Below are 24,718 nucleotides of genomic sequence, written 5' to 3'. Positions count from 1 at the left end.
TAATCCCCAAGGTGGAGGAGACTAATTAGTGTTTATTTACGCAATATACGTCAAAATTTACGCCGTTCGGGCTAAGAAATAACGTTTCTTTCCCCGGCGAACGATCACAAACTTGCCATCGAACATCTGGCTAGGATCAATAACTGCTTCTAAATCTGTTTGCTTATCACCATTGATTGTGATTGCCCCATTCGTCACATCTTCGCGCGCTTGTCGGCGTGAAGCTTCAATGCTGCTGTCCACTAAGAAATCAACAATATTCTGTGGTGCTGCCACTGTCGTCACACTTGGAAAGGCTTTGAAACCTTGTTCGATTTCATCAGCTGTCAGCGCTTTGACATCTCCAGAAAATAACGCAGCTGTGATCTTTTGTGCTTGTGCCAAAGCTGCATCGCCATGGACAAATCGCGTAACTTCTTCGGCTAACCGGCGTTGCGCGACGCGTTTCCACGGCTGACTTTGGACCTGTTCAGCCAAGTCGTTAATTTCTGATTCATCTAAGAAGGTGAAGTATTTCAAGAACTTCACGACATCCGTGTCCTCTTGGTTAAGCCAGAATTGGTAAAATTCATAAGGTGTTGTCTTTTCAGGATCTAGCCAGACGTTACCACCTTCCGATTTACCAAACTTGGTACCGTCAGCCTTTAATAGCAACGGAATCGTCAAGGCAAAAACCTGTGTCTGTGCCCCTTCAACTCGTCGAATTAGATCAAGCCCAGCGGTAATGTTACCCCATTGGTCACCACCACCGATTTGTAATTGGACGTCTTGTTCGCGATATAACGTCAAAAAGTCGATTGACTGTAGAATTTGATAGGTGAATTCGGTAAACGAAATGCCCACTTCCAAACGTGATGCCACGATCTCCTTGTTGAGCATCGTCTTCACATTGAACAACTTGCCGTAATCACGTAAGAAATCGAGTAAAGTTAATTTTGACAGCCAGTCATAGTTATTGACCAATCTAAATTGATCTTCACCAAACAATTTAACTAATTGATGCTTCAACGCCGCTTGGTTATGACGAACTTGATCCATCGACTGCAGGACGCGTTCCGCTTTTTTACCAGATGGATCACCGATAGAACCCGTAGCACCACCAATGACAATCACTGGTTTATGACCGGCCAATTGAAAACGTTTTAAGATCATAAATGGAATCAAATGGCCGATATGCATAGAATCCCCCGTTGGATCAATGCCACAATATAATCCGATTGATTTCTTCGCAGTTAATTGTCGCAAGCCATCTTCATCACTCGTTTGATTAATTGCACCACGCCAACTCAATTCGTCAATAATATTCATTATCCCAACTCCTCATCTATTTTAATACCAATCCCAACCAGGTACAGGTGCATAAAAAAGTCCCCTGCAAGTTATGCAAGGGACGAAATTTTCCGCGGTACCACCCAAGTTATTACATATCTGTAATCACTCTCATCGATATCGGAGATGCACCGTCACAGCTAAAACCCGTGTTGTACTTCATGAAGATAACCTGATCGGTTCTCACCACCACCGACTCGCTAAACAGAGAATCACTTCACTACTAGACTCGAATGAATCACACGCTAACTGTTAATCTGGTGTTATTGTACTGATCTCTTTAACGGCTGTCAATGCAGAGTGAAAGCCAGTCCGCTTTGAAGGCCGACCAGCCATAATTGGTCTCATTTGACATAGAAAATATAATCCAGCGTGGTCGGATTTTCTTCCGGTTGAAACCTTTGCGGATCATAACGCTCGTAAGCATAAGGCAAATGTTCCCAATCCGCTTCTGTCATCATGTGGCGCAGAATCAGTTCTTGTTTAGCAGCATTCATCGCCCGATCGCCAAACAAATCACCAGTATCAGGATTGCCGTTGACCCAAGCGATAGCGGCAGAACTAGCCGGCACCGTAATTGCTTTAAAACCATCTGGAACCTGTTGGCTCTTGCGGAACCACTTGCCAATCCAGTACGTAGGTGTTGCGCCATCAAAGACCAATAACCCAATTTTGGCAGGATCTAATGGCTTGTTGACCGTCTCCAGCCGTTTAAATTTATCAGAAGTTTCCCAATCCAACCAAGCATAGTTATAAGACCCTTGTTCTTGATGATCATAAGGTAAGCCAAATAGTTGGCGTTCTGGTTCGGACACAAGTTCACGATGTGTTACTTTCATATTCATTGATCTCCTTTAACTGAGAAGTCTCTCCTGACTTTAGCTAATCCACGTCAAGAATACAAGAAGGAGCGCTGAGCTTAATAAATTTAAAACAGACCTATTTACATATATAAAAGAGTTAATATATGTCTACTTTATTTCAATTATGCTTTTGATTTTTCAATCATCACTCATTGACCACAACTTTAGCTCAATCAGACACATTATTTGAAACAGTTTTAAAAGCGATGCTAGACTGAATTTAGACCAAGCCAGTTTCATTTACCCTCTTACATCACTTTCACACATGGTTAGTCATTACAAACAATCTTTTAATTACGTTGCGTCCCGTACGTTTAGTCACCTTGAGATCGGAGGTGGTGATGATGCTAGTGGTCCTCGTTAATCGACAAACGCAAAAACGGCAGGTAATTCATGACCTAGAGTCGATCGCCTTAGTTGATCACGATCATGAAGTTCATCGACCACAATACTACATCCCCAATGCCAGACAACAATTGACGGCAATCGCGTTTATTTTGACTAGAACTCACGATGATGCGGTTCAATATGCAACTCAGGATTGGGAATTACGCCACGATTGAATCATGGCGTTCAACGATCAACTGATTTCGACATACAAAACGCCTTGCGATTGCAAGGCGTTTTGTTAATGCTTGTATAAATAAGTATACGTTCCATCCTCATTTTTGCGGAAAGTAAACTCGTGGTCTTGTGTATCACTAGTTCGCCAACGAGTTACGCCGTAATGGATCGAGTCAGATTCTTGTAAACGCGTTAGCACTCCGCCAACTAATTCACGATCATCATTAAATGATCCGCGTAACACTCCCTTTAGCGCAGGTAGAAATTCATCCAAGTTGGTAATCATCCGGCTCACTCCCTTAGCTCATTCTCTCTTAGACCTCCTTTATTTTACCAAAAAAACCGGTTTATGTGAACACTATCACAAAAGGTCATTAAGTCAGAATGAGCTAAGTGTAAATTACAATGAAATTCACCGGAATGACCACGATGACACCAATTTGATTAATCAAGACATCAGTGTTGACCAACGTAAACTTGGCACACGCTTAAACCGTTCCATTTCCGGAAATTCTCGCTCGCATCCGTTCACGTCGCTCATTAGCTGGTGCAATCATTGCGGCCTTCTTCATGGCCGGATCAGTCGTCACTGCCTGGTAAATGGTCACCAACAACGCCATCGCGACAAAAATCAAGGGGAACCCAGCAATGGTACAGATCGCTTGCACCGTCGTGAAGCCACCAACTAAAACAATGCCTAACGAAAAGACGAGGAAAATGACGACCCAGGCCATCCGATTCCACCGAGTTGGCTGTTGCCGTCCGGTCAGTGTCAGGCTGGTGAAAGAAGCGACGATGAATGCTGACGAAGAAATAGTCGTGGCCAAAAAGACAAAGCAAGAGAGACAAAATAGTAACAACATCACGATTTTAAACGGTAAGGTCTGAATCATGGCTGCCAACACGGCTGCTTGTCCCTGCGTATTCAAAATATGCACTAAATCAAGGGTCCCCGACTGTTGTAACCATAGGGTGTAACCGCCGAGCACCGCATAAAAGCTCAGGCAGCCACCAACCCCATAGGTCAACATCCCAACGATGACTTGGCGAATGGTCTTTCCTCGTGAAATTCGCGCGATAAACAGGCCCATCACCGGCATGTACGCTAACCACCAGCCCCAATAAAACATTGTTTGTCGTTGGGCGAATCCGTTAACGCCGGGATTAGCCTTATTGGCCGATAATGCAGCAAAATGTTGAATCAATAAGCTTAAGGTTTGTCCTTCTCCATTAAGCAGACGCCACGTTGGCCCAACTAACAACACGATGATCAAAAAGCCAATCGCTAAATAAATGTGCCAAGCTGATAGTCGTTTAATTCCCTTATTCAAACCAGCATAGACAGTTAGCGCAAAGAGAATAAAGAGAACACCAAACAACGTCAGTTTTAACCAAATCGTATCTGCAACGCCAGTTAAGGCGCTGAGCACCTTGGCAATAACAGGAATCTCCATCCCAATAGATGAGCCAATGCCACCCATAATGCCAAAAACGACCAAGAAGTCAATTATTTGACGAACTAGATGACGGCTTCGACCTGGGCCGGCAAGCATCGGCATAGCTGAGCTCAATCGCTGAATTGGCAAACCTTTGACATGCATCGGATAGGCGATTGCAATCGTCGCTGTTGCAAACATCATCCACGCCATTGGCCCCCAGTTGAATTGCCCACACACATTAGCATAAACATACGCCGCTGTAGAAAATGGCTTGGCGCCAAAGGCAGGATGTTGTAAATAAGCTAACGGGTCCGTCGCACTCAGCATCAAGATACTGGCATCAATTCCTGTCGCAAAAACCATGCTCCCCCACTGAAAGCCACTATAGTCTGCTTTAGTACCCGCTTTGCCGAGCTTGATGTGGCCGTACTTCGAGAATGCCAAGGCCATAAAGAAACAAAAATTAACAATGTAAATCAATAGATATAACCACTCGGTGTGGCTTGTTAATAAGGTCAAAATCGCGTTCATAGATTGCTGAACGGCTGAGCCGCCAATGATTAATACCAATGAAACTAACCCAAAGAGAATCATGGTTGGAACAAAGACAGCTCGATCGACATTTTGACGCTTTAAAATTTTAAGTCGCTTCTTTCTTTTTTAAACAAATTTCTGGTTACCAACAAACGGGCACATAAAAACGCTATGCATGTCTGATTTTCATCACCTGCACAGCGTTTGGTCGCTCGATACAAATGCGATTAATCCATAATAAGGATTAATCCTAAATAGGGTTGTCACCTGGTGATCCACTCGGAACTTGTTTGATCACTCGCGCGGGATTACCTGCAATCACAACATTATCACCAAAGCTTTTCGTGACAACCGAACCAGCCCCGACGACCACGTTATCACCTAAGGTCACGCCTGGTAAAATCGTCACGTGTCCGCCTAACCATGCGCTATTGCCAATCGTAATTGGCGCACCAAATTCCACGTCGGCATCTCGGGCCACCGGATCCAGTGGATGAACGGGGGTATACAGACCCACATCGGGGCCAAAATAACAATGATGACCGATCGTAATCGGACAAGTATCCAAAAACGTATTGTCATAATTCGCATAAAAATGGTCGCCGATGTGAATATTCCAACCATAGTCACACTTAAAAGCGCTCTCGACAAAAAAGTCGGGACCTGTGTCAGCTAATAACGTCTGCAACCGATGATTACGCTTTTCATTGTCCGTTTGCGCGTTAATTTGTTGCAATTGGGCACGCATAAATTTGCGTCGTTCAGTTAGTTCTTGATCAAACTGCTCGTATGGCTCACCAGCAGTCATCCGCTCTCGACTTGTTTTCATAACTTTCATGTTATTAACGCTAGCACTCTTTCATTTTTCATGCAAAGTTCATTTGCGGAACAATGCCCGTTTAACGGCATTACCACGGGCATAACGCCCTTTACTAGCTTTTTTATCCGCAACCGTGTCATAATTAATGAAAACGTATTCACGGAGGTTAACCATGAGCCAAGAACCTGAATTCATGAATATCCAAACCGTCAATCCTCATATTATTGTCGATTTGAAATACGCAACGACTGACAACTTCACCCATCAAAAAATTTATGACTTTACAACTGCAATTGCGCGAACACCCACAGCTAAAAAACTCGGCACAGCCGCTAACCAACTCTATCAACAAGGCTACCGGATAAAGGTCTGGGATGCCTATCGCCCGGTCAGTGCCCAAGCTAAACTCTTCGAGGTTTATCCCGATCCACAATGGGTATTACCGCCTGATCCCAATAAAAGTCACCAAAAAGGGGTGACCTTCGATCTAACATTGACTGATCTAGATGGCAATGAGCTGCCGATGCAAAGCGCATTTGATGCATTTGGTGAGACCGCCCGACGCGCTTACCATCGCAGCCCTGAAATTGAAGCCAACTACCAAGTCCTCAACCGAGCCATGATTGGCGCAGGCTTTCTCGGATACAGTGAAGAATGGTGGGATTATCGCGACAGTAACATGGACGCGATGGGCCCAGCTTCCGCGGATCCGAATGACTTTTAACAGAGTGTGAGCCATCACGGGTGAAGGTGAGCACCAACGGACAAGCGTAATTGGGCGGTCTTGGCCCGGTTATGCTTGTTGGTTGGGCGCAACCTTCAGTGATGGCGAGCACGTTTTCATCAGCGTGTGAGCCAGGCCGGGTTGAGTCCGAGCAACAACAGACAAGCGTAATTGGACGGTCTTGGTCCGGTTACGCTTGTTGGTTGTGCACAGGACTCAGGTCTGGCGAGCACGTTTACACACAATAAAACAACCGGTCCGCTTCATAGGCGGCCCGGTTGTTTTATTGTGTCAATTAACACCTATTTCGTTTCCTTCAGTAGTTTGCCAATCACTGGCACCTGGCCAAAATCAGTGGCGCTGTCAGTCGGCACTACGACTAGATTGGCACTCGAATTTGCCAATTGAGCGTACGCATTAATCGACTGGTTAGCAAAATACTTATCCGTCGCGTTGCTAAGACCGGCCTGAACTGTGTCAATCCGATAACGCTCTGCATCTGCTCGTGTTCTAGTGGCTGTAGCTTCCGCCGATGCCGTAGCCATTAAGGCATCATTTTTGGCTTTATTGGTGAGTTGGATTGAGCGTGCTTCCCCTTCCGCTTGCGCGATCACTGCTACCCGCTGACGATCGGCGGTTAATTGTTTGTCCATCGCTGCTTGAATCGCTTTAGATGGGGTCAATTCATCAATATTAATCCGATCCACGTTAATGCCATACGTGTTAGTAAGATCGCCGATGGCTAGTGCCAACTCTTGATTAATTTTAGCTGTTGAACCCAGCGCTTCATTCAATTCCATTCGACCGATAATATCTCTTAGATGTCCACGCACGAGTTGCGCCATTGATTCAACCGAGTCGGTATTATCATATTGGTATTTCATGGCATTCGTAACGTGAAAGTTCAGCGTCAGACTTGCTGATACATCCGCATTGTCTTTGGTGATGATCGAATAATTAGGTAAGGCCAACGGTTCCATCGCCAAACTGACATTTCGGATTTTTTGAATCATGGGTACATAAAAGTGCAGCCCTGATTCCACACTATGACCATAACGACCTAGTGTTTCTACTAATCCTTGATTGTTTTGTGGCACAATTTTAATTCCAAATGGCATAAGTCATTCCCCCTGTATGTTAAACGCGTTTCAACGTTAAGATGTTGCCATTACTCTCAATCACCGTGTAAACTGCATTTCGATCCACCGACTCGTTGGCATCGATTAAATAGCGATAAAAAATTCCGGCAATTGAAACTAATCCCGTATCAACCATGAGCGCCGTGCCAGACACGGTTTGTCCAATAATTTGTCGTTGTTCAAAGGTTACTTTGCCCACACTAGTCCCTAGAACCTGAACAATATGCGCGTTCACACTACGCCCTTCTCGCCGTGCCACATTCGCCAACTGATCATAAAGTGCCTGATCCAATCGCAACAAGAAGCGTTTTTCGGCCATTTTGACCACTCCCTTTATATCGTAATGATATCACAATGATATCATTAGGTAACTTTTTTCTTATTTGTTAACCGCCCCAACCGCCTAACTCGCGAAGTACAAATGTTTGGCTCAAACCAGCGAATAGCTTACCGTTAGATCAAAAAAGGTAGGCTGCTTATGAAGAATCAAACGACGACCACGTCAGTCACAACGGGCCAGATGTTTCGTTTTGTCTTCGGTCAGGTTCTCAATCGACGTTGGCTATTAGGACTTAATGTTCTCGCATTGACCGTCATTTCATTATTGGAATTCGTCATTCCACAATATGAACAATACATCATTGACCACGTCATCCCTCGTCGTGACCTTGGCCTTTTAACAGAAGTGGTCTTAGGTCTCTTAGGCACCGCCATTGCCTTAGGTGTTTTAAATTATCTATCCACCTATTATATGGGGATCATGAGTCAAGGAGCCATCACCAACTTACGAACCGAGTTGTACCAATACACCTTGCGTTTGGATACGCACTTTTTTGAATCCAGTAAAACTGGGGATTTAATGGTTCGCTTAACCAGTGACATTAGCAATTTGCAGAGTCTCATCTCCGCGAATATGTTGTCCATGATTGGTAGCATCGTTACCTTTATATTCGTTTGGATCTATATTTTTATCATTAACTGGCAAATGGCCGTCGCGGTTACGTTGACATTCCCCTTGATGTTTCTTATCTACCGCGTTTTTCGTACACGGATTCATAACGCTTTTCGTGCGGCCCGAGCGTCGCAAGCGCAGATGTCAAACCAAATGCAAAATACCTTAACCCAAATTGATTTGATTAAGAGCTACACCAATGAAGATCTAGAGGAGAATCGCTTTGGTGCCTATGCCCAAACGAACAAACAGGACATGATCAACGCCACTCAAAACCAAGCAATTTTCTCTCCCTTGATTGATTTTGTAAACTACCTTGGTGTGGCAATCATCTTGGCGCTCGGGGCGTACTTTGTGATTCGCCGGCAGCTAACGGTTGGACAATTGGTGGCTTATCTGAGTTATGTGGCCATGTTACAGGGGCCAATTCGTGCTTTTACTCAAATCCTTAATCAACTCCAACAATCATTGGTTTCTTATGGCCGGGTTATGGATATTTTGGCTCTCAAGCCTGCCATTACCAACGCGCCTAACCCCGTGAACTTTCCTGCAATCAAGCAAGGTGTAACCCTAGATCATGTGTCGTTTACCTATCCAGACAGCGACGTTTCTGAAAATGGCCCGGTTTTGCCGGCGGTTACTGACATCACGTTTACGATTCCTTTTGGTAAAACCACGGCTTTGGTTGGCCACTCTGGCTCTGGCAAAACAACGCTAACACGCTTGATTGACCGCTTATATGACATAGATAGCGGCACGATTGGCTTTGACAGTGTCCCGATTAAAGATATCCGTCTAAGCTCGCTTCGCAAAAACATTGCGATCGTCTCTCAAGATGTCTACATCATTGATGGATCCATTCAGGACAACATTCTGTACGGTCGTGAGAATGCCACTGATGATGAAGTCTGGCAGGTGGCACAAATGGCTGATATTGCCGACTTTATTCACAGTCTGCCGGATGGGTTAGCGACGCAGGTGGGTGAACGTGGCGTCAAATTGTCTGGGGGACAAAAACAACGGCTGTCAATCGCTAGAGCATTGCTTAAGAATGCTCAAATTGTCATCCTAGATGAAGCCACCGCTAGTCTAGATAACGAATCAGAAAAAGCGATCCAACATGCTTTAGAAAACCTCATGAAAGCTCGAACTTCACTTGTCATCGCTCATCGTCTATCCACTATCCACAGCGCTGATCAAATCATCGTCATGGATGACGGTCATTTGGTTGAACAAGGCACTCATGAATCACTGCTAAAGGCCAATGGCGCTTACGCCAAGCTCTACAACGCTCAATTCAGCTAGCCACGATTATCAAGGAAACTTCTTCGCCAAAATGTCCAGTAGCGCTTATAGTTAGGTTAGTTAAGTGTTTAATAAAAGGCGGCGATCAGCGATGAAAAAGCAAAACACACTTCAAATCACACTAATTCTTGGCCTATTCTCGCTCATGAGTAGCATTTCTGGTTCCAGTGTCAACTTGGCATTACCCAAGATTAGCACTGCATTGGGTGTTTCAAATTCAGCTTCCGTATGGGTTTTACAAACCGGCTTAATCACGACCGCCATTCTACTCGTTTTATTCGGTCATTTAGGTGATTTAATTTCTAAGAATTTCATCTTCCTCTATGGTGGGCTTATCTTCATCATTGGGTCTACCTTGTCCGGACTCGCCCCAGCATTTTGGCTATTGCTGGTGGGACGTGTGGTTCAAGCAGTAGGATCAGCGATGATCATGGCCAATTCCATGGGCATTGTGACTGACGCCACTAACAACCAGCAGCGAGCTGAGGCACTCGCAACGATTTCAATGTTCACCTCGGTGGGCTCCATTTCCGGGCCGGCGCTGGGGGGCTTTTTAATGGCTGTCTTCTCATGGCGAGGTATCTTTTTATTTAATGTGCCGTTCGGATTAATTGTTTTATTCGTCGGTTTTCGTGATTTACCGACACCGCATGAAACACTGCACGCCATTCGTCAGTCTGCTCATGGTTCAAATTGGACTGGTCAGAATTTATTCACGATCGGGATGATTATTTTCTTTCTCAGCAGTCAATTTTTCCAGGGCACTATGAGCAATGTTTTGTTGGGTGTCCTTCTACTCGTCGTCGGAGGCGGAATAACCATTGCCGCCTTCATTCAAGATGATCGATCCAAACAACCCTGGATTTCACCACAAGTGATGCACAATCCAACCTACATGGTGTCGATTGCCACCTTATTTTTAACGATGATGGTCAATGTTTTCTCCAATGTTCTGTTAACATTTTATCTTCAAAATTACTCTGGTTTGTCACCACTCGTCAGCGGACTAATCATGGGACTTCAATCGGTCATTATGCTATGTGTATCTCCTTTAGCTGGCTTTCTTGCGGGACGGATTGATCGTAATTTACTAGCGCTAACTGGTTTAATCTTTTTAACGATCTCTCAAGTCGGTTACGTTTTGTATCCTGCTAACTTGGATTGGGAACGCATCATTGTCCCAATCTTAATTAACGGTTTCGGCATGGGCTTCTTCTTATCGCCTAACAATGCTCTTACGATGAGTGTCGTGAGCCATGAACTCTCTGGCGTGGCTGGCTCATTTAGTTCATTAGCTCGAACACTAGGGATGACCACTGGAATTAGTCTAGCTTCATCAGTCCTATTCATTCAACTTCCTGGCGTTCACCAGATCACTCGTACAGTCGGGCCTGCTTTCCTGCGGGCCTTCAGCAATGTATTCTTACTAGCGACTGGGCTATCTGCATTAGCCGCCATTCTAGTCATCTATCGCATGGTTAAAGCCCGCCAACAAAGAAGTGTTACAACCGCTAAATAATTTTTTTGCTGCAGGACAAGGTAGCAAACTTAGCTAACGCTGATAAACATAACCATCTGTCATACGAGTCAAAAAGAAAAATCCTTAACTCTAAAACCGAGTTAAGGATTTTTTCGTTGTTAACGATGTTTATATTTCAAAATTAATAATCAACCTTGACCGCTTTGATCTGTTCAATAAGGCCATCCATCGTTTTCACCGCAGCTTGGTACTTGGTCATATCGTCTGCACCGAACTTAGCGTTGAAGCCCTCTAAGCCACCAGCGGCAAATTCATACTCGTATTGGTAAACATCTTCGTAAGCAGCTGCAAACGCTTTTAACAATGGATGATTTTCTTCGCCGCCTAATTGTAAAGCCATTTGAATCACCCGAAAATCGGTGTACGCCATCTCAAACTGAACTGCCCAAGCGCGCATAAATTCATGTTGCGCCTGAATGTGTAGAAAGTGATGATCGACGGTCCATTGTAGTCGATCAATGGAATCTTTAACATCTAACATATCTTTGCCTCCTTTTGTCTAGTTATTAGCTTAATTTCAGGAAAACACCTGCTTCAGTCATTAAGTTAGTAAAGTCGGGTACTGTCTCAGTCCTGTTCCAATCACGCTGTAATTCACACGCTAATTGAGCAATCGTGGTCGGTTGCGCTCCAGCAGCGGTAACCCGTTGAATCGCAGTTTCATGCGCAGTGACTGAAGTTCCTCCCACCGCGTCCACAACCGGAAAGACCTCGAACCCTTCCCGCATTGCATCGAGGGTTGGAAAGGTCAAACAAGCTTCCGTCCATAAAGCGGCAATAATAATTTTGTGTTTACCCGTTGCTTTCACTGCATTGTAAAAATCTTCATCTTCCCAGGCATTAATTGAAGTCCGATCATATGATTTAACATTGGGTAAAACAGCCTTCAATTCAGGAATCGTATCTTGATTGCGACCGGTAGCAACATTAACAGTTGAGAGGATCGTCGGAATATGAAAGGCGTTAATAATTTTCTGTGTGACGACAATGTTTCGAATTAGTTGAGCCCGGTCCATCGAATTAATTGAATTGATTTGTGTTGGTTGATAATCGATCACCGTAAAGACGGTATCGTCAGGATTCATCAATTCATCTACATGAAAATCACGTTTTGGTTTACTTGTCATAAGTGCACATTCCTTTCCACATCAAATTAATTGAGCCGTGGGTTGATACAACGATTCCCCTACTGTTCTAATATTAAAATAAGCGACATCGAAATGAATCGCAATTTTTCGTACTTATAAGCTCGTACCAACTCAATTCAACGCTCATGGATACGCTACTCAGCATGCCTTGCCAAGTACAATAGTATTCACGATTAGGAAAAAGATTAGATTAGCGCGGCTTACAATACGATTGCACAAAAAAACGACCACCAATGGTAGTCGCGATCAAAATCTATTTCGAAGGTGGTAATTGCTGGTCAAAGGATGTCTGCAGACGTCGTAGTTCATTGACCTGAGATTCAATAGAACCCAACATTTCTGTTTGAATCTTTTGAATCGCCAACAGATTCGGCTGATCTTGTTGGATAAGATGATCGACCTTAGAATGGAGCACGCGAATTTCTTCTTCTGATTTCAAATTCACGTGATAGTCATTAATCGACTGTAACCGATCATATTCAGCCGCCCGATTTTGACTCATCATGATGAGCGGTGCCTGAATCGCCGCCACCATGCTTAAGAACAAATTCAATAGAATGAAAGGATAAGGATCAAAATGGACACCAAACAGGTGCAACGAGTTAATCACAATCCAACCAATCATGACCGTAATAAATGAAATAATAAAGGGCCAGCTCCCACCGAAGTGCGCGACAGCATCCGCAACCCGCTGACCAACTGTTAGTGAATGTTCCAATTGCTCCCGAACATCGATCGCTTGATAGGTGTCTTTTGCTAAAACACGCGTCAACTTTTGATTAAGCTTATGATTTTGCCGATAGTCTTTGGCAATCATTTGATCCATTTTTAATAAACGATAATGAACCAAATGTTCACTACAGATAAAATCTTGGTTTGTCGCCTTGGGAAAGTCCTGACGAATCAACGCCTTTAAGGAACCATCCAAGTCTTCTAGGAAAACACCATCTACTAGATCAAACGACTTCTGATCAACCAGACAGTGAACTGAACCACCGTTAAATTCTTGCATGAGAGCATTCCTCTCGCTTAGTTGCTAAATTTGACGCGTCCACAGTTAGCTAGGCGGGATCTATGTCCGTCTTCTGACTGCAAACACGCGGGACCATCGTCGCTGGTTGAACCAAGCTGATAATCTGTTGTAAACATATTGCCCACCTGCCTTTCCTAATTGCCAAGTAACTTACGCCCTCATTATATCGGCCCAACGCTTCACTTTTCAAGTCTTTTGCCATTAAAGAAAGCAGTGCCAAGCAAGCCGGGGGTATCGAGCGCTACCACAGACAACAGGTCGATGGAACTTGACAATGAAATCTGAGCGAAACAAAAAAACCACCACTTAATCGCGATGATTTTTCGTCTAAGGCATATTACATTAGCTATTCAGTCAAATCTTCCTTTAGTGTTTTTGTCCGCGGTGGTCGACGAATCGCAACTTTGAAGTCGCTCCAAATTAGAACCACTGCCGTCAAGATCATTAATAAAATTGCTAATAGGGTTTCCATCTAGCAAGCCCCCCGTTCCTAATAATTTAAGTGATTGTACCACGGTTTGCTCATGATGGGAATTCTTTTGTTTGAAATAAGCTTTAACTAATCAAAGCCACTCGTTTACTGACGCCAATCCGAACGCAACAATCCGTAGACATAACGATCTAGCCATCGTCCGTCAGCCAATAGTGCTTCACGATCAGTTGCTTCTCGTTTAAAGCCCACCTGCTCATAGACATGGATCGCCATGGGATTATTTTCGTTAACTGACAAATTAATTTTAAATAAGCCCAATTCACCGAATCCCCAAGTTAACAAACCTTCGATTGCTTCGCGACCGTAACCATGATTGCGTTGGGCACCCACAAAAATGCCAATTCCCAATTCGGCTGTTTGGTCCGCTAAGCTCACGTTAGTCAATTCAATCCAACCCAACGGCTGATCCGTCGATTGCAGACGCATCACAAAGATAAAGTGGGTCGGATTAGTGGCATTTAACATATTAATAAAACGTTGCGGCGAACGCGGGGTTTCAACGTCCCAAGCACTTAACTGAGCAAAATTATCGTCCAATTGATGGCGAGCAAAATAGGTTGCATCACCCGGATAAGCCTCTGTCAGCAACAAACGCTCCGTTTTAAATAAAGATTTCATTGATTAACCCTCACTTCGCCAATCATTCTGCAATAACCCATACAAATTCTGATCCACGCGTTGCCCCGATATGAAGCGTTGCTGTCGCAGTGTGCCTTCCTTATTAAAGCCGACATGCTCAAATAAGTGTTGCGCAGACAAGTTATCCGCGTTAATCCACCCCCGTACTTTATGCAAATTGAGTTGATTAAAGGCAATTTGTAAGGCGAGCTGGATTGCTTCTCGGCCGTACCCTTGATGTCGATTTTGTTCATTTAAAACGGCAATACTGAGCACTGCACCACGATTTTTAAGCTGCATGTCCGATAATCTTAACCAGCCCAACAATGCTTGCGTTTCACGAAGACGAACCATTAATGTCATCACAAGCGACTGCGATGAAAATTCTTGCACAAATCTAGCAGCGTCACGTGGCCATCGATTATCTGTCGCCATCGCAATCAAAGCAGGATCAAATTGGGTTTGTACCAATATATCAGCGTCCGTTGATTTGAACGCAGCTAAGCTAACCCGTGGACCGATGAAGTCATTTTCAATTACCATTTTCATTCATCCCCAAATCCGTTGGCGTCACGACTAACTCAAACACCTCACAAGAGACCGACAATTGATCGCTAAATTTAATCGCCTCCTGCGCTAATTCTTGTCGCCAAAACGCTTCATGTGCGCTCCGCCAATTGGCGAGGGTTCGGTCTCCTTCCCCCTCGTGATAGGCATGCTCAGCGGTTACTCGATTAAACGGCATTGTTTCTTGAACAACCGTCTTTATAATCGCCACCGGCTGTTGTTGACCATCCAAAACAATATCGTAATCCCCAACTTGTACCGGTGGCTCATTGATTGGGTCAGTAACGGCTGATGAAGTCGCCGTTTTAATGCCCTGGACCACCAATTGGGCTAAATCGTTAGCCATCTGAGGATTGTTGCCAAATCCCCACGGTTCTGGTTGCGGTAAAACAGGCAAGTCGTTACTGTTCAAAAACCGTTGCCAAAAGCTTGCGATCGTCGCTAATTTCACCGGATCGTGAGCTTGATCGAATACTTCAGTCATCCTTATCACACCTCAATTAACCTCAACTCATCCAATAAACTGGTTTTAAGATTAGATTTATATTAGCATACTCATTTTAATGTAATCAAACATTTTTCAAATGACCCGCTTCGTTCACTAAGATGTTTTTCCGTGGGGGTTTTCATGCGCAATCGTTTTAAAACCTGTAAAATGAAACACAGTACTTGTTTGACAACCATTCGTAAAAAAGGAAATCATTATGTCCTCAGACAATCATAAAATTGCACTACCAGCTGCTGTCATTAAGCAGCTTCGCCTTCATGTCGGCGACCAATTACAAATCACCGTGCCGGCTGATGACAGTCAACAGGTGACGTTAAAAGCCCAACACGCCACACGAGAACAACAGACTTTGCCGACGCGCTGGTTCCTAATTCCATCAATTTTAGCTAGTCTCATCTTTTTCGGTTACTTTGCCAGTCGTAACCAAACACAAATTGCGTTAACTGGTAATGACTCGATTGCTAGTGCCGTGATTACATTGGGATTGATTACCGGTTCGTTATCTTTTATCTTTTTTTACTTCATTCAAAAGCGCGACATTCAACGTTGGCTAACAGGTTCACTATATTGGCGCAGTTTTCCTACTATCCTACTATCTTTTATTGTCATTTTAACTGTTGCCGTGTTGGGATTTTTCTGGTTTATGGGGATTTTATTTAAAAGCGTCACCTTTGACCAATTTACATCTACCTTTCTCTTCTTTTTGTTCGTCAGTTTAATTAATTATTTGATGATTCTCTCAGTAACAGCCCTATCGGCCAATATGATTTTCCTATTGCTAATTTCCGTCATTGTTGGCGGTGCCCTATCTGCCATGATCACAAATAGTAATAAACGTTGGTGGGAACATAACATCAGCTTCTTGGGGACCCAAAAAGCCAGTTACAGTTGGCAATTTAATTTGACGTTGATTGTATCGGCGCTATTAACTTTGGCATTAGTCGATTTTATTTTTGTCAATTTGCAGAAACGCTTTGGCACAACTCGCCGACTCATCACATTGCGAATTTTGTTAACTTTAACGGCGCTTTCATTAGCAGGCGTGGGCGTATTTGCCAATAATGGCCGCGGATGGTTGCATCTGATCCACGATCAAATGGCTTCACTGATGGTCTACTGCATCATTGCTATTATTATTGGCATTCGCTACTTTCTACCCCGCTTAACGCCTGAATTCATCACGTTATCCTACGTCATTGGTGGATTACTTGTCACCGCCTCGTTACTATTTCAGCCGATTGGTTACTTATCACTGACGGCCTATGAATTAATCGGCTTTACCATGGCATTTGCCTGGCTGCTACTATTATTGCAGCGGCTCCAACGACTCGTCGTCGGCGAACAAGCCACCTATACCGTTACAATTGAATAATAAAAAATGCCACACCAACGTCTTCACAGACATTGGTGTGGCATTTTAGGATTATCGTCTAAACCCAAACAGACCGCGCCGTTTTGTTTTAATTTCTGAAACAATGGGGCGTTCTACGGGGTTGCCATTTAAAATATTTTCGGCACTGCGCTCAAAAAGTTCCGCTCGATCGGCGCCAAAATCTTTAGTCAACTTTTCAAATGCCTGCCGCATCTCATACTTACGACCGGGTAAATGATGGGCATCCGACGCTAACACATTGACTTGCCCAGCTTCAATGAGTTGGTAACTAAAGTTGGCAACTTTTTTGCCAAATGTCCCGACATAACTACTGGCCGTCAATTGAGCTAAACAATCGTGCTGTCCGATTAGTTCAAGGAGTAATTCTGGCTTAGCTAAGATGGCCGTATTGCGTTCTGGATGAACAATCACTGGGATCACGCCACGTTGCTCAATTTCAGCAATCATTGCCTTGGTGTAGGCTGGCACTTCATTGTCTGGAAATTCCAGCATCATGTACTTGCCAGTCTCGTCTGCATACAGAATATCATCTTGATCTATAGCGGTCAGTAAATCACCATTAATCCGCACTTCTTGACCAGGAAACACTTTTAAATCAATGCCATTGAGTTGTAATTGCTCAGCAAACTTAGCGGTGGCCGTTAGTACATCCGCCTTATGGTTTACGTAAACCCCATTGAGATGATGTGGCGTTAATAAAGCATGGGTCACGCCGTTATCAACTGCGTCAGCCGCCAGTTCTAATGATATTTCCATGTTCTTAGACCCATCATCCACACCGGGTAATAGGTGACAATGCAAATCAACAACTGCCATGATTATTTATCCTTCTTCGTCTCCGTACTCCCGTAACCATATCCGTAGCCATAACCGTAACCGTAGCCATAACCGCTGCGTTCTGATTCTCCAGTGCTATCGTTCATAACATAGCCTAACACGTTCGCGTGAGCCAAATCCAATAGTTCCTTAGTTCGCGATAAAGCAGCTTTATTGGTGACCCCGAAACGAACGACCAACACCACGCCGTCAACTTTAGCGGTCAATAGTTGGGCGGCAGTCACAGTTAGCATTGGCGGCACGTCAAAGACGACCATGTCAAAGTCATCATGCATTCGCTTAATCAAGGTGTCCATCCGTTTAGAGTTCAACAATTCTGATGGGTTGGGAGGCACCGGTCCACTAGTCACCACATACAGATTTTCAACAGGCGTCGTCTGGACCAGGTCGCGGTAATTTTCGACCTTGTTCTGTGCGAGGATGCTCGTCAGTCCATTCACATTTTCGACGCTAAACGTCTTGTGCACGGTTGGCCGTCGCAAATCAGCATCCACAAATAATACCCGTTTGCCTTGTTGGGCCCACGTAATGGCCAAGTTAGCTGAAACGGTTGACTTGCCTTCACTGGCATCAGCCGACGTAAACATGATGGTTTTTACAGGATGTGTCACTGATGCAAATTCAATATTGGTTCGAATCGTACGGAATTGTTCTGAGACGATTGCTTTTGGGTGAACAGCCGTGATGACTTTCGCCCCGTTTAGCATCGTGTCTTCAGAAAGTTTTTTTGTCTTACGATGAAATAATGCCATTTTTCTCTCCTTCAACCTATAACGCTGCTAAACTCGACTTGATAAATGCTTTGGTTCTCCACTACGGCCACTATTACTGTCAGACCGAGGTTGTAGGACATCAGCAATCACCTTGGTAATCTTCTGTTGACCAGAAATTCGGGTCACATGCCCTAAGTTAGTCAATCCCAGCATCTCATTCAAAGCTGCTTCGTCTTTAACCGTCCGATCAGTCAATTCACGAACAAAGGCAATAACCAGACCTAGCATTAGTCCAAGAACAATACCAGCCACCGTTAATAAAGTTGTACGTGGAGAAATCTTTGTTGGATTTGCGACTGCTTTGGAAACAATGGTCACATTATTCACAGATAAAATTGATTTAATTTGTCGTTTAAAGACCTGGGCCGTCACATTGGCAATCCGGGCCGCTTCGGCCGGATCAGTAGCTTTTACAGTCACCGCAAAGACCTGCGAGTTCTGTTGATTGCTGATACTAATTGCTTTTTTCAGTTGTGTTGGTGAAACGTTGTAAGTTTGCGCACTACTTGATCGTGTCACCGCTGGCTTAGCAGCTTGCACCAGAATTCGGGTGCCATCCGCATTCGTTCGATACTTGGCCTTTACCGCTGGTTGTTCCACAATTTTAGCAGGATGGGCCAGTTCGCGACTCACACCGTTTAAAATCACCGGATTCGTAATGATATCTTTGTAGGTCGTGATCATTTGAATATCCGCTTGTTGATCCGAATATTGCGCGCCATTGTTAGTACTGTTGTCGCTCTTCCGACTAACCAAAATTTGTGTGTTGGCACTGTATTTAGGTGTCATCACAAACGTCGCGGTGGCCCAAACGGCTGCCCCAGCAATAATTCCTAGTAAAACGATTCCCAAAAAGTGCTTCTGAACCACGCGCCAAGCCTGCATTAGGCTCATGTTTTGTTCCATAACCAAACTCCTTAATTCCTCAGATACTTATGTAGTTTACCGCAACCGCATTCTTAAAATAAGAATACAGCAATACTATCATACAAAAAAAAACTGTGAATTACTTTAAAATTCACAGTCGTTACAAAGAAGTAATATAAAAGTTATCAAAATAGATACTTTATTCATCAAATACAGAAGCTTGCAACCGACCGCGGACCTGACGAATCCGAGCCTCGCGAAACAATAATAAATATTTTTGTCGTGCTAAGGCAGTTTGGGCGATTAATTCACGTCCATTGTCATCCTCAACGACGGCATTTTGAGTTTCTGTTGCCCGATCCCAGACGCGCTTAGCATAATCGATATCATCCAGGAGGACTTCATTATATTGCGCGCGCATTCGTGAACGCCGATGACTAAACCACATCATTACTCCTCCATAAAGTGAGACCCTTTACATTTCTGTACGTCCTTCAACAGCTTTCAATAAAGTCACTTCATCCGCATAATCAATGTCGGAACCGACGGATAGTCCATGGGCCAGTCGCGTAACCTTGATTCCCGCTGGCTTAATCAACCGTGATAGATACATTGCGGTTGCTTCTCCTTCTGGCGTTGCGTTAGTGGCAACAATAACTTCTTGAACTTCGCTGTGCTCCTGCAAGCGTTTAACTAAACTGGTGATATTGATATCCTCAGGTCCCTTGCCTTCAATTGGCGAAAGCACCCCATGCAAGACATGATACAATCCATGATACTCACGCATTGCTTCCATCGACATGATGTCCTTGGGTTCTTCAACCACCAAAATGGTTGTCTGGTCGCGGGTCTTATCCGAACAAATGACACACGGATCCGCTTCCGTAATATTGCCACAAATCGAACAAAAATGCAGATCACGCTTCGCTGAAATTAAGGATTTCGCAAAACCAGTGACATCATCACTATCCATATCAATCGTGTAAAAAGCCAACCGGGTGGCTGTTTTGGCTCCAATTCCTGGCAACTTCATATAGCTTTCAATCAGTTGGGCAATTGGCTCTGGGTAATCCATTCTCTACCTCACTTACACCTGACTACAGGCCCATACCACGGGAATATTTCCCCATGGTGGCTTGCGTCGCTTCATCAATTTGGCTCATGGCATCGTTAACCGCTGCCAGTACCATGTCAGCCAACATATCGGGATCATCTGGGTCGATTGCAGCTGGGTTGACGACCAAATCAGTCATCTTGTGTTCCCCAGTAAAGGTTGCCGTCACTAAATCATCAGGTGCTTTGCCGGTAAACGTCTGCGCGTTTAATTTTTCCTGATCGACCTTCATTTGTTTTTGCATCTTTTGTGCTTGACGCATCAAGCTTTGCATATTGCCACCCATCATAAGTTGTTACCTCCATAAAATGTTTTTAACGACATTACCTTAATCATCTTTAACGGTCACATTATCGGCGCCAAAAATTGCTTGGGCTTTAGCAACAATATCATTCACTGGTTCACTAATGCCATCATTTTCTTCATCAGTCGACTGGACATCCTCAGAACTACCCACGTTTGGCGCAGTTGCCATCGAATCAGCCGTTGTCACAACAGCTTGCGAACTGGCTGACGTGTTATTCGTGTCACTACCAGTAGTTAATTCGTCTTTGTGATCAGTTAAGAAATCCTTGCGAATCTGCGGCCACTGGTCCTCTGGTACGAATAAAACCGTTGTCACTTCACCCGTCAATCGATTAAGATCATCCTGCAAGGTTTGTCGAAGTTCATCATCGCTGGCCGCCTTATCAAAGAAAAACGAATAACTAAAGGAGACGATAACTCCTTCGCCACTGGCGGCTACTGGCTTGGAGACATTCATCATCGCACGCTGCGTGATGGGTAACATCCCCAACAATTGATCCCAGACCTCCCGCATCGCATCTAGGTCACGCTTAGTTGCTGACCGTAGCACCGGATAAATTTTAGCCAAATTGACGCCACTTCCTTGATGGCTAGCTGGGGACGCTGGTTTAGCTTTAGCTTGTCCGGCTGACTTAGCTGATCGGACTGGTGATGAACTAGCTGACATCGAAGTAGTTGTAGCTGTGCTATCGTCAGGAGTAGCTTGGACAATGGCTGTTTTGGTAGCTGGTTCACTCATCAATTGCGCTAACTGTTGTTTGAGCACGGTGACCTGTTGTTGCAGTGCGACAACCGATGCTGAATCGGTCGTTGACGTTGCTGGCGTCGCGCCATCTGTAATGGGGACTGACTGATCAGCATGTGCTTTAATCTGCGCCAATTTTACCGTTAAGACTTCCAAATAGACATCTGGATGCGTGGTAAACCGTAACTGTGTGGAAACCTCATTCAGCGCGTTGATCATTTGATAGAACACATCAGGCGCTGTTGACTGGCTCAATTGCTGAAACGCTTCATTGTTTCGATCACTGCCGGTCACCATCGCGGGGGCTTCTTGGTACAACAACAAGTCACGCACATAGCTAATTAAATCTTCGACAAAGCGGCCCGCGTCTTTCCCATCATCGAGAACTTTCTGCAGTGCGGCTAACCCAGCGGTCGGATCGTGGTCAACAACTTTTGCGACGTAATCAGTCAACAGTGACTCTGTCACACTCCCCGTGACTAGCAAGGCATTAGTTAGGGTTACGATATTGTCGCCAAAGGAAAGGGTCTGATCTAAAATGCTCAAAGCATCGCGCATGCCACCTTCAGCCGCATTAGCAATAACGCGTAAGGCATCAGCCTCGTAACTCACTTGTTTTTGGTCCAAGATAAACGTCATGCGATCGATCGCTTCTTGAGCTGTGATCCGTTTAAAATCAAACCGTTGCGTGCGCGAGATAATCGTCGCCGGAATTTTTTGTGGTTCTGTGGTCGCCAAGATAAAGATCACGTTAGCTGGCGGTTCTTCGAGCGTTTTCAATAGGGCATTGAAGGCGCCAGTAGATAACATATGAACTTCATCAATGATATAGATTTTATAGGTTGCTTGAGTTGGCGCGTATTTCGCCTTATCCCGAATATCACGAATCTCTTCAACACCATTATTAGAAGCCGCATCAATTTCGATAACATCATTCAAGGTGCCATCCGTAATTGCCTGACAAATTTCACAATGGTTACACGGTTCCCCGTCCTGCTGGTTGGGACAGTTAATCGCCTTGGCAAAAATCTTCGCCGCTGACGTCTTTCCGGTCCCCCGCGGGCCACAAAAAAGATAGGCGTGACTAGTCTGATTCGTCATAATGGCATTTTTTAATGTTTGCGTAATGACTTGTTGCCCAACAATTTCGTCAAATCGTTGCGGTCGCCACACGCGATAAAGTGCCTGATAGCTCATGCGATCCGTCTCCATTCTCCGATTAAACCAACAAAATTCTCTTAACAGTATACTGGTTTTTGACGTAAATAAAAAGCGTTCAGCCCATGGCCAAACGCGTTAATGTCTTATAAACATGAAGCACAAACCGCCGCAGACTTAGTGCTGCTACCTTCCGGTCCTGACACAATTCGTGAGGGCGACCTTGCCTCATGGCCTTTCGGCAACTATATATACTACCTTACTCATCCCAAAATTGCCACCACTTTGTCCGAAAACATCCCGATAAAAATTAATGTTGTCGCGGCTTAGGCTTACCACGCCCCAAACGAATTGCTTTAAAGAACGTTTGCATCAAACCACTAGCAGCTTCAGCCATGATGCCTTCATGAACCTCAACTTGATGATTGAACCGCCCATCCTCCAGCAATTGGTAAAGCGAACGCACCGTTCCAGCTTTAGGGTCGCGAGCGCCAAAATAGACCGCGCCAACCCGCGCATTAATGATTGCGCCACTACACATCGGACATGGCTCAATGGTGACAAATAACTGACAGTCCGACAAACGCCACGTCTTTAACGTGTGATTGGCTTCACTGATGGCCATTATCTCAGCATGTAAAGTGGCATCTTGGGCGTGCTCCCGCAAATTATATCCGCGACCAACAATTTGGCCTTCATGCATCACGACCGCGCCAATGGGAACTTCGCCCACGCTACCAGCAATCCGTGCCTGCGCCAAAGCTTCTCGCATGCCAAAGTCAATTTGGTCGTCTGTCAATTCGATGCTTTGACGATTGCTCATGCCGCTGGCTCCGTCAAAACTGACCGCAAGATATAGTAGCCTTTATCTTTTTTGACCACTTCACAATTACCAAACGTCGCGGCCATTAGTTTCTTTGCCGATGGTGCGCCTTGCTTTTTTTGTAGCACCACCGTTAAGGCACCACCAATAACTAAATGACCTTGGGCACCGGTGATCATATCGTCAACAATTTGCTTGCCAGCCCGCACCGGCGGATTCGTTAAAATCGCTGCGTACTGTTCGGTGACCGCTTCATAACGATCTGACGTAAAGATGTGAGTATTGGTTAATTGATTTTGTATTGCATTTCGCCTGGCCAGCGCTAGCGCACGCTCGTTAACATCGACTAAATCAAGTTGTCGCTCCGGGTAGGCTGCAGCCACTGCTAGCCCAATTGGGCCGTAACCACATCCGAGATCTAAAACCTTACCTGACGGAACGTGGTCTAGATCAACGGTGCTTAATAAAACACGTGAACCATAGTCAACCGTGCGCTTTGAGAAAACACCATTGTCCGTGGTGAAATGCAATTCGTGACCTAATAATTGAAAATTCCACGTCGCTTCGTGGTGGACTGTCTCCGGATTTGGCGTATAATAATGATTATTCATTGCTTGTCATTGACCTCATTTCTGATTTTATTTTACGGGATTGACGCTCACTTGCAACGCGAAAAAAATTTAAAATCGACCAGCCTTACTCGCACACCATATCTTGTGGTCATCTTCAAAAAGACGACACAAAATGTGGTGTTTTTAGTTGCATTTACGGTGGCAGACTTTATACTAATAGTCATCAAGAAGTAATTTACACCCGCAGAGAGGAAGTGGCCATTATGGCTAAAGTAACGGTTTTTACGAAGGATAATTGCATTCAATGTAAGATGACAAAGCGTTTCTTGACCGAACACAACGTGGAGTTTGAAGAACGTAATATTAATCAGCACCCTGAATTAATCGACTACTTAAAGGGTCGAGGCTTTCAAGCAATGCCAGTGGTTGATGCGAATGGTTTGGATGCTGTCTCTGGTTTCCGACCAGACGTACTTGCTCGCCTTGCGACCGCATAGTTAAAGACACAAGTCGTAATTTCTGGCGCACGTGAACGTTGCGTGCGTCTTTTCTTT

29 protein-coding genes, 1 other RNA gene and 1 other annotated feature are annotated in these 24,718 nt (G+C 44.6%); of the genes, 6 read left to right on the top strand and 24 right to left on the bottom strand.

Features of this window, described 5'->3' with window-relative positions; genetic code table 11:
* Nucleotides 1–57 precede the first annotated feature (57 nt).
* Together tyrS and ACKTR2_RS05515 are read right to left on the bottom strand one after the other, a co-directional pair.
* A complete protein-coding gene (gene tyrS, locus ACKTR2_RS05520) occupies nucleotides 58–1,308 on the bottom strand; it encodes a tyrosine--tRNA ligase (protein ID WP_407883318.1) in 1,251 nt (416 codons plus the stop codon).
* Nucleotides 1,309–1,383: 75 nt separating this feature from the next.
* Nucleotides 1,384–1,568, bottom strand: a binding site (T-box leader).
* 105 nt (nucleotides 1,569–1,673) lie between these two features.
* Entirely contained in the window at nucleotides 1,674–2,168 is a 495-nt protein-coding gene (locus ACKTR2_RS05515; protein WP_407883316.1) for a hypothetical protein, read from the bottom strand.
* A gap of 365 nt (nucleotides 2,169–2,533) precedes the next feature.
* Between ACKTR2_RS05515 and ACKTR2_RS05510 the strand changes: the two genes are divergently transcribed.
* On the top strand, nucleotides 2,534–2,755 hold the full coding sequence (locus ACKTR2_RS05510; protein ID WP_407883314.1) for a hypothetical protein: 222 nt from the start codon (nucleotides 2,534–2,536) through the stop codon (nucleotides 2,753–2,755).
* A gap of 65 nt (nucleotides 2,756–2,820) precedes the next feature.
* Here the strand turns inward: ACKTR2_RS05510 and ACKTR2_RS05505 are convergent, their stop codons facing one another.
* The 3 genes from ACKTR2_RS05505 to ACKTR2_RS05495 form a co-directional block, all read right to left on the bottom strand.
* The gene (locus ACKTR2_RS05505; protein ID WP_407883312.1) at nucleotides 2,821–3,042 is read right to left on the bottom strand and encodes a hypothetical protein; all 222 of its coding nucleotides are present in this window, start codon (nucleotides 3,040–3,042) and stop codon (nucleotides 2,821–2,823) included.
* A gap of 202 nt (nucleotides 3,043–3,244) precedes the next feature.
* On the bottom strand, nucleotides 3,245–4,834 hold the full coding sequence (locus ACKTR2_RS05500) for a BCCT family transporter (RefSeq protein WP_456237529.1): 1,590 nt from the start codon (nucleotides 4,832–4,834) through the stop codon (nucleotides 3,245–3,247).
* A 145-nt stretch (nucleotides 4,835–4,979) separates the two neighbouring features.
* Nucleotides 4,980–5,558, bottom strand: coding sequence for a sugar O-acetyltransferase (locus tag ACKTR2_RS05495; protein ID WP_407883459.1), 579 nt, complete (start codon nucleotides 5,556–5,558; stop codon nucleotides 4,980–4,982).
* Between the two features lie 163 nt (nucleotides 5,559–5,721).
* Here ACKTR2_RS05495 and ACKTR2_RS05490 point away from each other — a divergent pair, with 163 nt between their 5' ends.
* On the top strand, nucleotides 5,722–6,273 hold the full coding sequence (locus tag ACKTR2_RS05490) for a M15 family metallopeptidase (RefSeq protein WP_407883309.1): 552 nt from the start codon (nucleotides 5,722–5,724) through the stop codon (nucleotides 6,271–6,273).
* Nucleotides 6,274–6,575: 302 nt separating this feature from the next.
* Here the strand turns inward: ACKTR2_RS05490 and ACKTR2_RS05485 are convergent, their stop codons facing one another.
* Nucleotides 6,576–7,391, bottom strand: coding sequence for an SPFH domain-containing protein (locus tag ACKTR2_RS05485; protein WP_407883307.1), 816 nt, complete (start codon nucleotides 7,389–7,391; stop codon nucleotides 6,576–6,578).
* Nucleotides 7,392–7,410: 19 nt separating this feature from the next.
* Complete coding sequence (locus ACKTR2_RS05480) at nucleotides 7,411–7,731, bottom strand: Arc family DNA-binding protein (RefSeq protein WP_407883305.1); 321 nt, start codon at nucleotides 7,729–7,731, stop codon at nucleotides 7,411–7,413.
* Between the two features lie 159 nt (nucleotides 7,732–7,890).
* Here ACKTR2_RS05480 and ACKTR2_RS05475 point away from each other — a divergent pair, with 159 nt between their 5' ends.
* Complete coding sequence (locus ACKTR2_RS05475; protein WP_407883303.1) at nucleotides 7,891–9,669, top strand: ABC transporter ATP-binding protein; 1,779 nt, start codon at nucleotides 7,891–7,893, stop codon at nucleotides 9,667–9,669.
* Between the two features lie 91 nt (nucleotides 9,670–9,760).
* Nucleotides 9,761–11,188, top strand: a complete 1,428-nt coding sequence (locus ACKTR2_RS05470; protein WP_407883301.1) for an MFS transporter — start codon at nucleotides 9,761–9,763, stop codon at nucleotides 11,186–11,188.
* Between the two features lie 142 nt (nucleotides 11,189–11,330).
* Here ACKTR2_RS05470 and ACKTR2_RS05465 read toward each other — a convergent pair whose 3' ends face one another.
* The 7 genes from ACKTR2_RS05465 to ACKTR2_RS05435 all read right to left on the bottom strand — a co-directional run bounded on the left by ACKTR2_RS05465 (nucleotide 11,331) and on the right by ACKTR2_RS05435 (nucleotide 15,552).
* Nucleotides 11,331–11,690, bottom strand: coding sequence for a hypothetical protein (locus tag ACKTR2_RS05465; protein WP_407883299.1), 360 nt, complete (start codon nucleotides 11,688–11,690; stop codon nucleotides 11,331–11,333).
* Nucleotides 11,691–11,715: 25 nt separating this feature from the next.
* A complete protein-coding gene (locus ACKTR2_RS05460) occupies nucleotides 11,716–12,336 on the bottom strand; it encodes an isochorismatase family protein (protein ID WP_407883297.1) in 621 nt (206 codons plus the stop codon).
* Between the two features lie 274 nt (nucleotides 12,337–12,610).
* Nucleotides 12,611–13,369, bottom strand: a complete 759-nt coding sequence (locus tag ACKTR2_RS05455; protein WP_407883295.1) for a DUF1003 domain-containing protein — start codon at nucleotides 13,367–13,369, stop codon at nucleotides 12,611–12,613.
* A 367-nt stretch (nucleotides 13,370–13,736) separates the two neighbouring features.
* On the bottom strand, nucleotides 13,737–13,862 hold the full coding sequence (locus ACKTR2_RS05450) for a hypothetical protein (protein ID WP_407883293.1): 126 nt from the start codon (nucleotides 13,860–13,862) through the stop codon (nucleotides 13,737–13,739).
* Between the two features lie 105 nt (nucleotides 13,863–13,967).
* Nucleotides 13,968–14,501 (bottom strand): GNAT family N-acetyltransferase, encoded by a 534-nt coding sequence (locus ACKTR2_RS05445; protein WP_407883291.1) that lies wholly within the window; start codon nucleotides 14,499–14,501, stop codon nucleotides 13,968–13,970.
* A gap of 3 nt (nucleotides 14,502–14,504) precedes the next feature.
* Nucleotides 14,505–15,044: a GNAT family N-acetyltransferase gene (locus ACKTR2_RS05440; RefSeq protein WP_407883289.1), complete on the bottom strand. Its 540-nt coding sequence runs from the start codon at nucleotides 15,042–15,044 to the stop codon at nucleotides 14,505–14,507.
* Nucleotides 15,034–15,552 carry an ASCH domain-containing protein gene (locus tag ACKTR2_RS05435; RefSeq protein ID WP_407883287.1) on the bottom strand — a complete coding sequence of 173 codons (519 nt, stop codon included), beginning with the start codon at nucleotides 15,550–15,552 and terminating at the stop codon, nucleotides 15,034–15,036. Before ACKTR2_RS05435 ends, ACKTR2_RS05440 begins: the two co-directional genes overlap by 11 nt.
* Nucleotides 15,553–15,772: 220 nt before the next feature.
* Between ACKTR2_RS05435 and ACKTR2_RS05430 the strand changes: the two genes are divergently transcribed.
* A complete protein-coding gene (locus ACKTR2_RS05430) occupies nucleotides 15,773–16,948 on the top strand; it encodes a DUF998 domain-containing protein (protein WP_407883285.1) in 1,176 nt (391 codons plus the stop codon).
* 51 nt (nucleotides 16,949–16,999) lie between these two features.
* Here ACKTR2_RS05430 and ACKTR2_RS05425 read toward each other — a convergent pair whose 3' ends face one another.
* The 10 genes from ACKTR2_RS05425 to ACKTR2_RS05380 form a co-directional block, all read right to left on the bottom strand.
* Complete coding sequence (locus ACKTR2_RS05425) at nucleotides 17,000–17,785, bottom strand: tyrosine-protein phosphatase (protein ID WP_407883283.1); 786 nt, start codon at nucleotides 17,783–17,785, stop codon at nucleotides 17,000–17,002.
* Between the two features lie 2 nt (nucleotides 17,786–17,787).
* Nucleotides 17,788–18,558: a CpsD/CapB family tyrosine-protein kinase gene (locus ACKTR2_RS05420; protein ID WP_407883281.1), complete on the bottom strand. Its 771-nt coding sequence runs from the start codon at nucleotides 18,556–18,558 to the stop codon at nucleotides 17,788–17,790.
* A gap of 27 nt (nucleotides 18,559–18,585) precedes the next feature.
* Nucleotides 18,586–19,485 carry a YveK family protein gene (locus ACKTR2_RS05415; RefSeq protein ID WP_407883279.1) on the bottom strand — a complete coding sequence of 300 codons (900 nt, stop codon included), beginning with the start codon at nucleotides 19,483–19,485 and terminating at the stop codon, nucleotides 18,586–18,588.
* Between the two features lie 160 nt (nucleotides 19,486–19,645).
* Nucleotides 19,646–19,897: a YaaL family protein gene (locus ACKTR2_RS05410; RefSeq protein ID WP_407883277.1), complete on the bottom strand. Its 252-nt coding sequence runs from the start codon at nucleotides 19,895–19,897 to the stop codon at nucleotides 19,646–19,648.
* 24 nt (nucleotides 19,898–19,921) lie between these two features.
* On the bottom strand, nucleotides 19,922–20,521 hold the full coding sequence (recR, locus tag ACKTR2_RS05405) for a recombination mediator RecR (protein WP_407883275.1): 600 nt from the start codon (nucleotides 20,519–20,521) through the stop codon (nucleotides 19,922–19,924).
* A gap of 22 nt (nucleotides 20,522–20,543) precedes the next feature.
* Nucleotides 20,544–20,849 (bottom strand): YbaB/EbfC family nucleoid-associated protein, encoded by a 306-nt coding sequence (locus tag ACKTR2_RS05400; protein WP_407883273.1) that lies wholly within the window; start codon nucleotides 20,847–20,849, stop codon nucleotides 20,544–20,546.
* 39 nt (nucleotides 20,850–20,888) lie between these two features.
* A complete protein-coding gene (dnaX, locus tag ACKTR2_RS05395; protein ID WP_407883271.1) occupies nucleotides 20,889–22,808 on the bottom strand; it encodes a DNA polymerase III subunit gamma/tau in 1,920 nt (639 codons plus the stop codon).
* Between the two features lie 109 nt (nucleotides 22,809–22,917).
* An RNA gene (gene ffs / locus ACKTR2_RS05390) (signal recognition particle sRNA small type) lies at nucleotides 22,918–23,004 on the bottom strand.
* Nucleotides 23,005–23,079: 75 nt separating this feature from the next.
* Nucleotides 23,080–23,592, bottom strand: coding sequence for a nucleoside deaminase (locus tag ACKTR2_RS05385; RefSeq protein WP_407883269.1), 513 nt, complete (start codon nucleotides 23,590–23,592; stop codon nucleotides 23,080–23,082).
* On the bottom strand, nucleotides 23,589–24,203 hold the full coding sequence (locus tag ACKTR2_RS05380) for a class I SAM-dependent methyltransferase (RefSeq protein WP_407883267.1): 615 nt from the start codon (nucleotides 24,201–24,203) through the stop codon (nucleotides 23,589–23,591). The genes ACKTR2_RS05385 and ACKTR2_RS05380 overlap by 4 nt, the downstream gene beginning before the upstream one ends.
* A gap of 224 nt (nucleotides 24,204–24,427) precedes the next feature.
* Between ACKTR2_RS05380 and nrdH the strand changes: the two genes are divergently transcribed.
* Nucleotides 24,428–24,661: a glutaredoxin-like protein NrdH gene (nrdH, locus tag ACKTR2_RS05375; protein ID WP_407883264.1), complete on the top strand. Its 234-nt coding sequence runs from the start codon at nucleotides 24,428–24,430 to the stop codon at nucleotides 24,659–24,661.
* Nucleotides 24,662–24,718: the final 57 nt, after the last annotated feature.

The organism is Furfurilactobacillus curtus (assembly GCF_045862785.1).
Taxonomy (GTDB): domain Bacteria; phylum Bacillota; class Bacilli; order Lactobacillales; family Lactobacillaceae; genus Furfurilactobacillus; species Furfurilactobacillus curtus.
The sequence above is the reverse complement of the archived record's forward strand: the minus strand, read 5'-3'. Positions and strand labels throughout refer to the sequence as shown.